Here is a 13,415-nt window from a genome sequence, read left to right as displayed (position 1 = left end):
AATGGGCTAGTGGAGGGCGCGGCGCATGTCGGCGATCGACTGCGCCCCGGCGAGGGAGGCCGTTTCCGATCGCGCGGCATCGATCGCGAACGCGTTGGTCGCGACGTCCCAGCGAAAGGCGATCGGTTCGCGCGGTGCCGCGTTCGGCGAATAGGACTGGAACACCACGCCAATGCCGACCGGCGCACCCGAAAACAGGATGCCCGCCGCGACCGGCCCGCCGCAGCTGGTGGTTTCATACTCGCCCTGCCCGATGGTCGGGACCAACGCGACGCGATCGCCCTGTACCACGCCGGCAAAGCAGCCCGGCACGCCGGGGGCCAGCATCGCCTTCCCCGTGACCAGCGCGGCGACCGCACGATCGCCCACGATCAACCGGAACGACTGCGCCTGGCTCACCCTGACGTCGCGCCAACCGGCGCGGGCGGCGCTCACCTCCGCCGCGGCGATGCTGGCTGCACTCGCCGCTCCGGACATTTCGGTATGTGACGCCTCGATCGCCAACGCCTGTGCAGCGGGTGCGCCGCAACCGATCAGGAACAGGGCCGGCATCAGCCGCCGCAGCGCGCCGCGCGCGCCGATGCGCATCGTTGCCGTCATGCGACCTCGCTCCCGTGCGACCGATCCGTTGCCGCCCCGTCGCCAGCCCGCCGCAGATGGGCGTCGCGGCGCACGCCCGCGCCGCCGCCCCCCAGCCAGCCGCTCCACCCCAGCCGCGTCGCACCGTCCAGCCGGGCGGGGGTCGCGTCCGCCCCGTCGATCTCCAGCGCGACATCCCATTCGAGGTGGCTCGGCGCAAAGGCATCGAGCGCCTCCGACAGCACGCGGAAGCGCGCGCCCGACGGCATCAGCGCCGCATAATCCGCCGCCGATTTCGCGCGGATCACGACGCGGAACGCATCGCTCACCACCTTCGCCCGGCCGCCCAGCATCACCTCGTCGCCCAGCCGCGCGAACTGCCGGCCCAGCCGGGTGCGATCCTCCGCATCGATGTCGCGCCAGCGCGGCTGATATTCCTCGACCCGCACCGCCTGCCCCAGCAAATGGGTCAGTGCGTCCTCGATCGCCCCGGCGCTGCGCCGCCCGGCGAACAGCGCGGCATAATGCACCCGCCCCGCCGCCGGAAACGCGGCGTCGGGCGATACGCCGTCGCCCGCCCCGGTCAGCCGCGCCAGCCCGATGGCGAAGCGATCGTCCTCCGGACGGTCTGCCTGTGCCGCCGGCTGCGAATCGCTCCATGCACGAAAGAAGAATTGCAGCATCCTGCCGGCCAGCAGGTCGAGCCACCGCCCGAACGGTCGCGCCCGCGCATAGCGCCGCTCGAACGTCGCGAACTCGGTCATGTGCTGCGGCAACGGGCCCATCGGCCCGGTCAGCCCCAGCCAATATCCGCCGACCCGTGCCCGGCCGCCGCGCACCTCCACTTCGGCCAGCGTGGAATCGGGAAAGGCGAGCGAGGGCACCTGCGTCAGGTCGGCCACGCTCTGCGCTGGCCGCCGCGCCCGGCCGACGCGTGGCAGGTGCCGCGCCCGCGCCTCCGCCCCCCGGACGATCGGGAACAGCCCGAAGCGCCCGGCATCGGCGGCGGCATCGGCCAAGAAGGTCAGATGGTCGGTCGGCGACCGATCCTCAGCGGCCATCGCTGAAACTCCCCTTCATTGGCGCTTGCGACCCAGGTTTCGGTGAAGCTGTTGATGCTGCTGAATTCGGCCAGGAACCGTTCGAGAACCGCGGAAAACAGGAACATCCGCCCCTTGTCGAACGCGGCATCGTCCAGCGTGACATGGATGCGATGCCCGCGCGCGATCGACATACGGTCCATGCCGGGCACCCGCCGCGCGACCCGTTCGGACCGGATCGCCGTCACGCCATCGACCTGTCGCCGCGACGCCGCGTCGTCCTGTCGCCCATACAGCGCCAGGTGATCGCGCAGCACGCCGGGATCGTCGCCGTCCTGCGGTGCCAGCGTGGTATAGTTGGGTGTCAAATGCCCGATCAGCCGCCACGCGGCATCGCCCAACCCCATCGGCGTCTGCGGCTTGGTCGGCGCCCGCAGCACGCTGACGGTGCGCGCCGGTACGCCCGATACGGTGAAGTGATGTTCCCCGCGAAAGGTCAGCAACTCGGGCAGCTCGCGGTTGGTCACCAACGCGCGCACCGCCAGTTCATCCACCGCGTCCAGCCGCGATGCATCCCCCGGCGAGGTCAGCGCGATCCACGTCTCCGTGCCCGTATACTCCCCGCGCCGCCGCAGCCGCCGTTCGCGCGTCGACAGCCGGCGGGGGCGCAGCTGCGTGGTGTAGAACAGCGCCTCGTTCCAGTCGTAGAGCAGCGCGCCCGGCGCATAGAGTGGCGCGACCGTCCGCGCATCGACATTGTTCGCGGCATAGGCCTGTACGTCGAGGATGCGGAACACCTCGTAATCGAGGGGGCGGGCGCGGTCGGGCACGACATGATGTTCATGGTCGAACCGCGACACGCGCACCCGGCCCAGCTGCTTTTCGAACAGGTTGATCGCCGGCGTCGCGAACAGGCGGAAGTTCGACAGGTCCAGCGCATTGTGCAGAATCTGCGCCGATCGCGAGAATAGCAGCACTACGTCGCACGCGGTCGGGCTGACCCGGAACGCCCGGCCCAGCCCCTTCAGGTCGACGAACAGGAACCGTTCGGGACAGGCGAAATATTCGGTCAGCAATCGATAGCCCCGGAACGACCGCAGCTCGGGCGGCAACAGCGCCTGATGGTCGTCGAACCCGACCTGCCCCGGTGGCGGCAGGCGCATCCACCCCTCCGGCCCCGCCGCCGCATCGGCCGACCGCGCGATCGTCGCCACCGTTTCGCCGATGAGCTGGCGATAGAGTTCGGCCGGCACCGCCTCCGACCCCGCCAGATAGAGCGGCAGCGCATCGGGCAGTATCTGCGGCAACGCCGCACCGCCGGTCGTTTCGAACCGCAACCGCAACCCCGCCTCGGCCCGCACGTCGGCGGCGGTGGCGAAGGGAGCGACGGCGGCACGGCTGGGCAGATATTCGGCCTGGGTGATCTTCAGCGGCCACAGCGTCACGTCGTGGCCGGTGCGGAACTCGACCGGCACGCCATTCTGTTCGGTTGCGGTCGCGGTCAGCGGCGTGCCGCGCGGCACGACATAGCCCTTGGTCAGGATCGGGTCGCCGTCCTTGGGCGCAAAGGCGGCAATGCACATCGATGGCGTCGGCGCGAGGTAATGCGGCTGGACCGCATGCAGCAGGTGGTGGGTGAATTCGGGATATTGGTCCGCGATCTTCAGCTGCACGCGGGCGCCAAGATACGCGACCCCCTCCAGCAGCCGTTCGACATAGGGGTCGGGGTCGGTCGGGGTCTTCAGCCCCAGCCGCCCGGCCACCGCCTCATGTTCGATCCCGAACGCCCGCGCCTCTTCGCGCAGATAGGCGAGTTCGTCGTTATAATAGCGCAGCAGGCGCGGATCGATGCCGGTCGTCATTCGCGCACGTTGACGGAGGCGGTTTCGGCCTCGACTTCGGTACGGAACTTCACCGGCATCGTCTGCGCCGCCGCGGTGATGTCGCCCTGGATCAGATAGGTCAGCGCGTGCGGATCGCTGGGGTCCTCGACCGGATCGACCGTCAGCCCTTCCCGCGACAGGCGCGGTTCGAACAGCCGGATCGCCCGCCGGATCTCGCGCGCCCGCGCCAGCACCGCCCGCCGGTCGAGCGTGCGGCCGGCAAGGTCGGTGAGGCCGTAATTCAGCACCGATTCCTTCACATGCGGATAGGCGTCCAGATCGACCAGCGATTCCAGATTGGTGGTGTTGAACAACCACGCCAGATCGCGGCGGATCGTCGCGCGCAGCGCCGTTTCGTTGAAGCGCTCCAGCTTGGGCACCGAATAATAGCGGAATTTCTCCCGCGCGACGGCGGGCGCGGTCTCTTCGTCGTCGCGCATCCCCGAAATGTCCAGATCGGCGACCAGCTTGTCATAGAGCGTCGGCGTCAGCCGTTGCCGCACCGCCACGGGGTCAGCGAAGCTCGACCGAGCGGATCGACAGCAGCGCGCGATCCTCGCCGTCCGATGCAGTCCACAGCCGCTGTCCGACACCGCGCCCGTCGTCCCGCCACCCGGTCGCGCGCGCGGCCAGTTCGGCCGGATCGTCAGACAGGTCGGGATAGCGCGCCGGCAGCAGCGCGGCGACGCGCGGCCCCGCCTTCAATGTCAGTTCGACCGGTGCCCACACGATATCGCGCAGGTCCTTCGGCCCTTCCGACGTCATCCTTGCCACCGCGTCGAACGGCAACAGGCCGTAGCGCCCGCCGATGATCGCCTCCACCACCGGGCCGAAGCGCGGATCGGCGTCCGCGATCCAGTCGACGTCCACGCCGTCGATGGTTCCGGGCGTATCGGGCGCGGCATCGAACGCCGCCGCGCGGACCTCCTCCGCCTCGGCGGTCGCGCCGGTCGCTGCCAGTTGCAGCGCCTCGGCGACGCCATCGGCCCAATCCGAGCCGCCATGAATGATTGCGCATTCGCGCCCGACCATCACCGCCGCGCGCGTCGCCTCCGCATCGATCGCCTGACCGTAGACGACCGAGAGCATCTGCGCCTCCGGCGACAGCTGCGCCAGCGCGGTCAGATGCGTCTTTGCCTTCGCCCAGTCGCCCTGCACCGCCAGCAGCTGGAACAGGAACAATCGGGTCGGCACATGGCCGGGATCCGCCTTGACGACTTCGACCAGGGCACGGCGTGCCCCGTCGAAGTCGCCGGCACGCAGCAGGTCGTCGGCCTGCGAACCAGAACTGACGACCGCCGCCATCGTTTAGCCCGCCTCGTTCTGGCGGATATCGTAATAGGCGGTGACGACGCCGCCGTCCTTGCCACCCTGCGCGTTCTGCGCCTGATAGTCGAAGGTCACCTTTGCACAGTTGAACGTGACCGATTCCATGATCGCATCGCCGCCCGAGGCACCATTGTTATGGATGTCGGAGACGATGATGTCTTCCAGCTTGATCTTGTAATAGGTCAGCGGGTTGTTGCCGTCGCCCGCCTTCTGCGAATAGATGACCGCTTCCTTGATGTGCTTGCCCGAAGCGCAATGCTTGAACAGCAGCGGCGACGACTTGTCGACTTCCTTCTGGATGCGGATGTCGGAGATTTCGGCCTTGCCCGAACCACCGCCGGCACCGCCGCTGTGGAACGAACCATGCTGCACGGCGCCGAAATCGAACGAGATGATATCGATTTCGCCCTGGTGGTTCTTCTTGGACGATTCACCATGAACGCCGTCAATTTTGAGGAAAAGATCGACTGCCATTGACTTACTCCTGTTACAAACCGTGAAAGCCCGGACGAAAACCGTTCACGTCAGGACTTGGGCAAGCGTGAAACCATGCTCAGCGCCACATCCATCCCTTCGAGCTGGTAGTGCGGCACGAACATGAACTTCCCCTTGTAGTAGCCTGGGTTCTCCTCGTCTGGGATCACCTCGATCTTGGCCTGCTTGAGCGGCAGGCGGGCCTTGGTTTCCTCGTTCGATGTCGTGGGCGATCCGTCGACATATTGGAGGACCCAATTGTTCAGATCGCGCTGAAGCTGTTCGGCCTCCCGCGACCCGCCGACCCAGTCGCGCACCATGCACTTCAGATAATGTGCAAAGCGGCAGCTGGCGAAGATGTAGGGCAGGCGCGCCGACAGGTTGGCGTTGGCGGTCGCCTCCTTCTTGTCATAGGCGGCCGGCCGGTGGACGGTCTGCGCACCGATGAACGTCGCCTGGTCGGTATTCTTCCGATGGACCAATGCCATCAGCCCGGCGGCGGACAGCTCCGCCTCGCGCCGGTCGGAAATGGCGATTTCGGTCGGGCATTTGTAATCGATGCCGCCTTCGTCGGTCGGGAACGCCGCCGTCGGCAGTTCCTCGACGGTACCGCCCGATTCCACGCCGCGGATGCGGGTGGTCCAGCCATAGGTGTTGAACGCTTCGGTGATGCGCGTGCCCATCGCATAGGCGGCGTTCAGCCACAGATGGCTGTCATGCGCCCCGCCGGCGTCCTCTTCGAAATCGAATTCTTCGACCGGTTCGGTCTTGGCGCCATAGAGCGGACGCCCGAGGAACCGCGGCAGGGTCAGCGCCAGATAGCGGCTGTCCTCCGACGCGCGGAACGAACGCCACGCGCCATAATCGGTCGCATCGAACAGCTTCCCCAGGTCACGCGGGTTCGACAGTTCGGTCCAGCTGTCCATGCCCAGCAGCGACGGCGCGGCGGCGGCGATGAACGGCGCGTGGCTTGCCGCACCGATCCGCGACAGCCCGCGCATGACCTCCAGGTCGGGGGCGCTGTGGTCGAAGCTGTAGTCGCAGACGAACGCGCCGTACGGCTGGCCGCCCAGCTGGCCGAACTCGTTCTCGTAGATCTTCTTGAACAGCGGGCTCTGGTCCCACGCCGCGTCGCGATACTGGCGGAACATCCGCCGCGCCTCTTCCTTCGACATGTTCATCACGCGGATTTTCATGTCTTTGCCGGTCGAGGTATTCATGACGAGGTAGTTGAGGCCCCGCCATGCCGACTCCATCGCCTGGAATTCCGGGTGATGGATGATCTGGTTGATCTGCTCGGTCAGCTTGCGGTCGATCGCCGCGCGCATTGCATCGACCGTCGCGAACACGTCGCCGCCGACGATCTGCGCGTTCGACAGCGCCTGTTCGGCCAGCGTCTGCACCGCCTGTTCGATGCGCGACCGGCGTTCCTCGGTCGCGGGCTTGAATTCCTTTTGCAGCAGCGCCTGGAAATCGCTCACCTCTTCCGAAGTGGCGGGCGCGGTGTCGTTGCTCTGGCTGAAGGCTTCCTGGGCCATGGTCCGCTCCTGTTCGCTACCGGGGTTCAGGCCTGGGGTGCCGACGGGGTGCCGTCAGCCTCGGTACGAGCCGCCGCACGTTCGGCGAGCAGCGCCTTCAGCAGCGCCGGGTCGTTCAATACCTTGTCGAGCAGGTCCTGCGCGCCATGCTTGCCGTCCATGTAGGACAGCAGGTCCTCCAGCTGGGTCCGCGCCTCCAGCAGCTTGGCCAGCGGTTCGATCCGCTTCGCGATCTGGCCGGGCGAGAAATCGTTCATTGAATTTAGCGTCAGGTCGACGGCCAGCTTGCCCTCGCCGGTCAGCGTGTTGTCGACGGCAAAGGCGACGCGCGGGGCGATCGCCTCCATCCGCTGGTCGAAATTATCCATGTCGAAATCGACGAATTCGCGGGATTCGGCGGCCTTCTTGTCCTTCAGGCTTTTGCCCGACAGGTCGGACATGACCCCCATGACGAAGGGCAGTTCGACTTTCTGGCGTGCGCCATAGGTCTCCACTTCGTATTCGATATGCACTCGGGGCTTGCGATTCTCCCGAATGAAACGCTGCCCGCTCTTGATCGCCATGTATCCGCATCCCTTCTGAACGTTTCGACCGGACCTGTATTTTGCCCGGCGCTGCGATGTCGCACCGGAATTACATCATGTCTGGACCGCCGCCGTCTTCGTTTCTGGATCGTAATACGCTCAAGGCCTCGTTTCGGCTCCCTGGCGCAATGTCATCTAGGATCGAAACGAAGTCCATTGTGATCCACCCCTTGATTCGGACGAGTGCTATCGGAATCGGGCTGGATGGTTCGGCCCTGGCATAATAATCGACGATGGAATCGATTGCGCGCGCCACGTCGTCGCGCGAGGCAATTCGCCCCGGTGCCGATCCCTGCGGCGCGGAGGCTGTTGCCGGGGTACCGCTCGCCATGTCGGCCACCGCCTCGGCCGGCGGGGCGGCGGCGACGAAGCTGTCCATCGCCTCGACAATCGAATCGATCGTGTCATAGGTTGCGGTGAAATTGGTGCCGGTCTGTCCGACCGCTTCCGATCGTTCGGACAGCACGCGGTCGGTGCGCAGGATCGCCGCGCGGATCTGGCCCAGCTGGTCGCGTTCCTCGGCGATGCGGTCGACCGGCGTATCGGCCAGCGCCGCGCGGAACGGGCCATAGCCATCGGCCACCGCGCCCTCGGTCGCGAAGCGTTCGAAATCGCCGCCGGAAAAGCTGCCGAGGCGCGGATGGTCGATCAACGGCACGCGGCGCAGCGGGGCCAGGAACTCGCCGATCCGCACCAGCGATTCGCACGCGCCGCGCCGCCCCTCGATGCCATATTCCGCCAGCGTGGGGTGCGCGCTGTCCCAGAAGCGTTCGAGATAGCCCGCCAGCAGGTCGAACGCGTCGCCGACCACCGCCAGCCGCCCCGCACGCGCCCCCGCCCGCGCCAGATAGACCGCCAGCCACAGGTCGCGGGTGTGCGCCATCTGTTCGACGATCGCGCGGATCGTCGCGTCCCAGTCCACTTCGTCGGGCGGGGTGGCGAACGCCTGTTCGATCGTCTCGCGCGCGGGGTCGTACGACAGGTCGGGGCCGGCGGGCGCATCGTCCGCCACCGGCTGCAACAGGGTTTCCCGGTCGATCGGGGTCACGGCGGCCGCCGGCGCGATCAGGAAATCAGCTCGGCTTCGACCCGTCGGTTGGCCGGATTGGTGGCGCTGCGCCCGGGGAGCGGTTGCGACGATCCGAAGCCCCGCGTCTCCAGCCGGGCCGGCGCGACACCATTTGCGATCAGATAGTCGGCAACGCGCTGCGCCCGGCGCACCGACAGCGGCACGTTGATGCCGCGCCCGCCGCGTTCGTCGGTATGCCCCTCGATCCGGAAGCGGCGGCCCTGCAGTTCGGGCATCAGCAGCGACCGGGCAAAGACCTGCGCCGATGCCTCGCCCGCCGGGGTCAGCCGGTCGGAATTCAGCTCGAACCCGATCATCAGGTCGGCACGGCGTCCCGCACCGGGATTGGTGCTTGGTGCCGCGGCGGCATAGGCACTGGTCCCCACGCTGCGGCCGGTTCGGGCAGAACGCTCGGCGACCGCTGCGCTCCGCGGGGTGCGCCGCTGGGTCCGCGCGACCGGTGCGGCCGCCGGCGTCGAGGCCGATGCATCGCCCCCCTCACCCGGCCGGGCAAGGCGAAAGCCGCGCGTTTCCGGGGCATCGCGGGTCACGCGATCGGGCGTCGCGCCATCGCATTTACCGGCAAAGGTGCAGAGATACCCCTCCACGGTCGGCGTTCGCGCAGGCTGTGCCTGTCCGGCAGTTGCCGGAACCGCGATCGTCCCTGCCATGGACAATCCCGCCATGGACAGCAGTGCGAAGCGTAGCGTCATAGTCTCGTCCCCTTCCGGTTCCGATAACGATTAGGCCCCCGCCCTGTTGCCATATTCTAGCCGCGATTCGCGATGGATCACAATCCCGAAACGACCGTTTGATTTTCAAGCCATTGTACGGTGGCGGGACGAACGATAGGTTCGCGGGCAGGGACAAGGCAGTTCGGCCGCTGATGCAGCAGGCTGTCGCGCACGCAGGAGTAGCTGGTGGCGGACGCAGGGCAACGGCTCACCCAGATGTCGATCGACGTCGGCGACGAACAGGTCGTGCTGCAGCGAATCGAGAGCGAGGAACGGCTCGGCCGCCCCTTCACGGTGCGCGCGACGATCATCTCGCCGCTCGAACTCGACCTCTATCCCCATCTCGGCAAGCCCGCCGGGCTGGCGGTGCTGGAGGATGGCGAACTGCTCCGCCGGTTCCACGGGCTGGTAACGGCGGGCGAATATGTCGAGGAAAAGCCCGACGGCCATCATTACCGCCTGACCATCGAACCATGGACCTATTATCTGGCGCAGAACCGCCAGATGGCGATTTTCCAGGACAAGACCGCGGTCGAGATCATCCAGGCGGTGATCGAGGGCGCCGGCATCCAGGACGTCGACTACACCCGCCTTGCCAAGCCGCGCGTGACGCGGGGCTATACCGTCCAGTATCGCGAGAGCGATTTCGATTTCGTCTCGCGGCTGATGGAAGAGGAAGGCATCTATTACTTCTTCCGCCACGATGCCGACCGGCATGTGATGGTGCTGTGCGAGGGGCCGGCGTCGCACCAGCCGGGCAATCCGCCGCAGCTGCGCTTCAACGCCAACGCCATGTCGGTGTTCACCGCCAATTCGAAGAGCCGGTTCGACGCCCCGCGCGACATCCTGCAGACCTGGGTCGAACGCGTCGCGTCGAGCGGGCAGGCGCGGGTAACGGTGCGCGATTTCGATTTCGAATCGCCCGACCAGCCGCTGGCCAGCGAATCGACCGGACAGGGCGGCCACCCGCGCGACGACCGCGAAATCTTCGTCTATCCCGGCCGCTATACCCGCGAAAAGACCGGTCGCGGCGACCAGGAACAGACCGGACGCGAACGCGGCCAGACCCTGCTCGACGCACAGCGCGCCAATCGCCGCGTCTTTACCGGCACCAGCCAGGCATCGGGCATCACCACCGGACAGCGGCTGGACGTCGCCGACCATCCCGCCGACCGGCTGAACGGGTCGTATATGGTGATCGCCGCGACCCATTCGATCGCCGCCGAAGCCTATCGCTCGGGCGAGCAGGAGGATGAGCAGCCGTATAATGTGAAGTTCGAGGCGGTACCCGCCGACACCGTGTTCCAGTCGCCGGCGCAGACGCCGCGCCCGCGCGCGCAGGGCCTGGAGACCGCGATGGTTACGGGGCCGGCGGGCGAGACGATCTACACCGACGAATATGGCCGGGTGAAGATCCGCTTCCCGTGGGACCGCGCCGACACGCCGGGCGAACGCTCCACCTGCTGGGTGCGCGTGTCGCAGACCGGCGGGCTGGGCAACGTCATCCTGCCGCGGGTGGGCCATGAAGTGCTGGTCGATTTCCTCGACGGCGACCCCGACCGGCCGATCGTGATGGGCCGGGTGTTCAACCGGTCGCACATGCCGGTCTACGACCTGCCCGCGAACAAGACGCGCGCGGTGTGGCGGACGCTGACCTATGGCGCGTCGGGCGATTATCCCGAGACGGAGGCGCTCGACAGCGGGCAGACCCGCACCTCGAACGAAATCCGGTTCGAGGACAAGGGCGGGCAGGAGGAAATGTTCATCCATGCCGAGCGCGACATGAACAGCCGCGTCCGCTTCGATGAATCGCGCCATGTCGGCCATAACCAGGACCGCCGCGTCGGGCTGGACCGCACCACCAATATCGGCCGCGACGACACCAACACCATCGGCCGCGACAGCAGGACCGACGTAAAGGGCAAGCGCGAGACGCATGTCATCGGCACCGACGGCCTGCTGGTCGACGGTGCGCTGTCGATCGAATCCAAGACGTCGATCACCATCCGCGTCAAGAATTCGAAGATCACCATCGGCCCCGACAGCATCACCATCCAGTCACCAACGGTGAATGTGCAGGCAAACACCATGGCGGTCGTCAACGCCCCCGATACGCGGGTCAACGGTGCCACCACACTGGTGCTGAACGGTGCGCGCACCGACATCAATCCCGAAGGCGGCGGGGCGTTCGGCGCACCCGAGGCGCTGGGCCCCGCAGCGGGTGACGGCAGCCAATGACGCTGACCCTGTCGGTCGTCGCCGGCCCCGCCACCGCCGCGCCCCTGACGCTCGACCGGCGTGGCGCAGTGATCGGCCGGGCGGAGGGATGCGACTGGATGCTGGGCGATCCGACGCGGCATCTGTCGTCGCGGCATTGCGAAATCCGGTTCGACGGCAGCGACTATCGTCTGATCGATCGCAGCACCAACGGCACCTTCCTGGCCGATAGCGGGCAGCGCGTGTCGCCCGACCATGTGATCCGCAACGGCGATCGCTTCACCGCCGGCCCATTCACCTTCCTCGCCCGGCTCGATGGCCCGGCGGCGGCGGCGAACGGCTGGGGCGGGTGGAACGACACGACGCCCCCCACCCCCGTGCCGGCCCATGACGGCTGGAGCCCGGCCGCCACGGGTGGCGGGGCCAGCGCAGGCTGGGGTCCGCTCCCATCCGCCGGACGCGGCAGCGCCGGCGGCGGCAGCAGCGCCGGCTGGCAGCCGCAGACCGGCCCGTCGCTCGCCCGCCCCGAAGCGCATCGCGCGGCCGCGACCGGCTGGGGCCCGGCACCCGACCGCGCGTCCGGCTGGGCAGCACCCGCCACGCCCGCCGCCGCCCCGCCACCGGTCGTGTCGACGTGGGACAGCGCGATGCCGACGCCCGATCCGGCCTCCGCCTGGTCGAGCGCCGCGCCCGACCGGCCGCCTGCCCCCACCCCCGATGATCTGTGGGGCCGCATCGCGGAGGGCAATGTGGTCGATTGGGCCCGTGGCGGCTTCGGCCAGCCGGTCGAGGCACCGCGCGATCCGCTGGGCCTGTCGCCACCGCCACCGCCGCCCGCGCCGCCCCCGGCTCCGGTCGCCCAGCCGGCACCGCCCGCACCGCCACCCGTTCCACCGGCCACGCCCGCCGCCGGCGATGCGTTTCTTGCCACGCTCGGCATCGATCCGGCGCGCCTGTCCCCCGATGCCGCCGAACGCGGTGCGCTGTTGTTCCGGCGGCTGGTCGCCGGGCTGGTCGTGATGCTGGAGGCGCGGGCGCGGGCCAAGGCGCAGCTGGGCGCGGAGGCCACCGCCTATAGCCCCGAAGGCCATAACCCGCTGAAGTTCGCGCGCAGTCCCGACGATGCGCTGGCGATGCTACTGGGCGCCGAACAGCCCGGCTTCATGGCCCCCGACCGCGCGGTCGAGGATGCGTTTCGCGACCTACAATCGCATCAGGTCGCGACGCTGCGCGCGATGCAGGGCGCGCTGCGCACCACGCTCGAACGCTTCGCCCCCTCGGCGATCCGCGCGCGGGCCAAGGACGGCGGCGTCCTCGAACGCGTCCTGCCCGCCGCGCGCGATGCAGCGCTGTGGCAGGCCTATGAACGCGAATTCGGCGGCGTGGCACAGGGGTCGGACGAGGCGTTCCTCGACATGTTCGCCAAGGAATTTCGCGAGGCATATAACGCACAGCCGCCCGGCCAGCGGGGGTAAGGAAGGGCAGGAAATAGTCCCGACGAACGCGGGGCAGTGCTCCCCCCTCAGACCGCGATGCGGTCGAGCGGTGCCCTGAGCAGCTGCGGCCGGGTGGCGGCGAGGTGGAGGATGAACTCGCCGAACAGGCCATTGGCCCAGGCGAACCAGTCGCGGGTGAACTTGGCCGCATCGTCCTTTTCGAACGCCTCGTGGATGAAGCCGGTGCCGGCATGGGTCCGCTTCAGCGTCGCGAGGCATTTGAGGATCGTCGCATCGTCGGTGGCGGTCAGCCCGCGCACGATCAGCGACATCGGCCAGATATAGTCCATGCCCTGGTGCGGCCCGCCGATCCCCTCGCCCGCGCGCCCCTTGAAGAACCACGGGTTGGCCTCGCTCCACGCCGCCGCCGCCGTCCGCTGCCACCGCGCATCGCTGGCGGGTACACAGCCGAGCCACGCGAGGCTGGAGAGCGAGGGTACGTTGGCATCGTCCATGAAGATCGCATTGCCAA

Annotated in this window: 13 protein-coding genes; 2 read left to right on the top strand and 11 right to left on the bottom strand. The window is 68.0% G+C overall.

Annotated features, from left to right (window positions below):
- Positions 1-6: 6 nt before the first annotated feature.
- The 10 genes from ASE58_RS04215 to ASE58_RS18485 form a co-directional block, all read right to left on the bottom strand.
- On the bottom strand, positions 7-600 hold the full coding sequence (locus ASE58_RS04215) for a hypothetical protein (RefSeq protein WP_055818230.1): 594 nt from the start codon (positions 598-600) through the stop codon (positions 7-9).
- Entirely contained in the window at positions 597-1,640 is a 1,044-nt protein-coding gene (gene tssG, locus ASE58_RS04210; protein WP_082467774.1) for a type VI secretion system baseplate subunit TssG, read from the bottom strand. The genes ASE58_RS04215 and tssG overlap by 4 nt, the downstream gene beginning before the upstream one ends.
- Positions 1,604-3,481 (bottom strand): type VI secretion system baseplate subunit TssF, encoded by a 1,878-nt coding sequence (tssF, locus tag ASE58_RS04205; protein WP_082467648.1) that lies wholly within the window; start codon positions 3,479-3,481, stop codon positions 1,604-1,606. The genes tssG and tssF overlap by 37 nt, the downstream gene beginning before the upstream one ends.
- Positions 3,478-4,011, bottom strand: coding sequence for a type VI secretion system baseplate subunit TssE (gene tssE, locus ASE58_RS04200; protein WP_055758058.1), 534 nt, complete (start codon positions 4,009-4,011; stop codon positions 3,478-3,480). The genes tssF and tssE overlap by 4 nt, the downstream gene beginning before the upstream one ends.
- Positions 4,012-4,015: 4 nt before the next feature.
- A complete protein-coding gene (locus tag ASE58_RS04195) occupies positions 4,016-4,807 on the bottom strand; it encodes a type VI secretion system accessory protein TagJ (protein ID WP_055818228.1) in 792 nt (263 codons plus the stop codon).
- A gap of 3 nt (positions 4,808-4,810) precedes the next feature.
- The gene (locus ASE58_RS04190) at positions 4,811-5,305 is read right to left on the bottom strand and encodes an Hcp family type VI secretion system effector (protein ID WP_055758051.1); all 495 of its coding nucleotides are present in this window, start codon (positions 5,303-5,305) and stop codon (positions 4,811-4,813) included.
- 50 nt (positions 5,306-5,355) lie between these two features.
- Positions 5,356-6,843, bottom strand: coding sequence for a type VI secretion system contractile sheath large subunit (tssC, locus tag ASE58_RS04185; RefSeq protein ID WP_055818226.1), 1,488 nt, complete (start codon positions 6,841-6,843; stop codon positions 5,356-5,358).
- A 26-nt stretch (positions 6,844-6,869) separates the two neighbouring features.
- Positions 6,870-7,406 carry a type VI secretion system contractile sheath small subunit gene (gene tssB, locus ASE58_RS04180; RefSeq protein WP_055758045.1) on the bottom strand — a complete coding sequence of 179 codons (537 nt, stop codon included), beginning with the start codon at positions 7,404-7,406 and terminating at the stop codon, positions 6,870-6,872.
- Positions 7,407-7,476: 70 nt separating this feature from the next.
- Positions 7,477-8,475 carry a type VI secretion system protein TssA gene (locus ASE58_RS04175; protein ID WP_055818224.1) on the bottom strand — a complete coding sequence of 333 codons (999 nt, stop codon included), beginning with the start codon at positions 8,473-8,475 and terminating at the stop codon, positions 7,477-7,479.
- A gap of 17 nt (positions 8,476-8,492) precedes the next feature.
- A complete protein-coding gene (locus ASE58_RS18485) occupies positions 8,493-9,167 on the bottom strand; it encodes an OmpA family protein (RefSeq protein ID WP_162233502.1) in 675 nt (224 codons plus the stop codon).
- Between the two features lie 249 nt (positions 9,168-9,416).
- Here ASE58_RS18485 and ASE58_RS04165 point away from each other — a divergent pair, with 249 nt between their 5' ends.
- Together ASE58_RS04165 and tagH are read left to right on the top strand one after the other, a co-directional pair.
- The gene (locus ASE58_RS04165) at positions 9,417-11,468 is read left to right on the top strand and encodes a type VI secretion system Vgr family protein (protein ID WP_156347612.1); all 2,052 of its coding nucleotides are present in this window, start codon (positions 9,417-9,419) and stop codon (positions 11,466-11,468) included.
- On the top strand, positions 11,465-12,922 hold the full coding sequence (gene tagH / locus ASE58_RS04160; protein ID WP_055818218.1) for a type VI secretion system-associated FHA domain protein TagH: 1,458 nt from the start codon (positions 11,465-11,467) through the stop codon (positions 12,920-12,922). The genes ASE58_RS04165 and tagH overlap by 4 nt, the downstream gene beginning before the upstream one ends.
- A gap of 47 nt (positions 12,923-12,969) precedes the next feature.
- Here the strand turns inward: tagH and ASE58_RS04155 are convergent.
- The coding region (locus tag ASE58_RS04155; RefSeq protein WP_156347611.1) for a glycoside hydrolase family 125 protein at positions 12,970-13,415 on the bottom strand (446 nt) is incomplete at its 5' end.

The sequence above is a fragment of the Sphingomonas sp. Leaf9 genome (genome assembly GCF_001421355.1).
Taxonomy (GTDB): Bacteria; Pseudomonadota; Alphaproteobacteria; order Sphingomonadales; family Sphingomonadaceae; genus Sphingomonas.
The sequence above is the reverse complement of the archived record's forward strand: the minus strand, read 5'-3'. Positions and strand labels throughout refer to the sequence as shown.

Excerpts from the sequence above, each read along its gene's own strand:
- tssF (WP_082467648.1), bottom strand. The coding sequence starts at position 3,481 with ATGACGACCGGCATCGATCCGCGCCTGCTGCGCTATTATAACGACGAA.
- ASE58_RS04190 (WP_055758051.1), bottom strand. The coding sequence starts at position 5,305 with ATGGCAGTCGATCTTTTCCTCAAAATTGACGGCGTTCATGGTGAATCG.
- tagH (WP_055818218.1), top strand. The coding sequence starts at position 11,465 with ATGACGCTGACCCTGTCGGTCGTCGCCGGCCCCGCCACCGCCGCGCCC.
- ASE58_RS04215 (WP_055818230.1), bottom strand. The coding sequence starts at position 600 with ATGACGGCAACGATGCGCATCGGCGCGCGCGGCGCGCTGCGGCGGCTG.
- ASE58_RS04195 (WP_055818228.1), bottom strand. The coding sequence starts at position 4,807 with ATGGCGGCGGTCGTCAGTTCTGGTTCGCAGGCCGACGACCTGCTGCGT.
- tssC (WP_055818226.1), bottom strand. The coding sequence starts at position 6,843 with ATGGCCCAGGAAGCCTTCAGCCAGAGCAACGACACCGCGCCCGCCACT.
- ASE58_RS18485 (WP_162233502.1), bottom strand. The coding sequence starts at position 9,167 with ATGGCAGGGACGATCGCGGTTCCGGCAACTGCCGGACAGGCACAGCCT.
- tssB (WP_055758045.1), bottom strand. The coding sequence starts at position 7,406 with ATGGCGATCAAGAGCGGGCAGCGTTTCATTCGGGAGAATCGCAAGCCC.
- tssG (WP_082467774.1), bottom strand. The coding sequence starts at position 1,640 with ATGGCCGCTGAGGATCGGTCGCCGACCGACCATCTGACCTTCTTGGCC.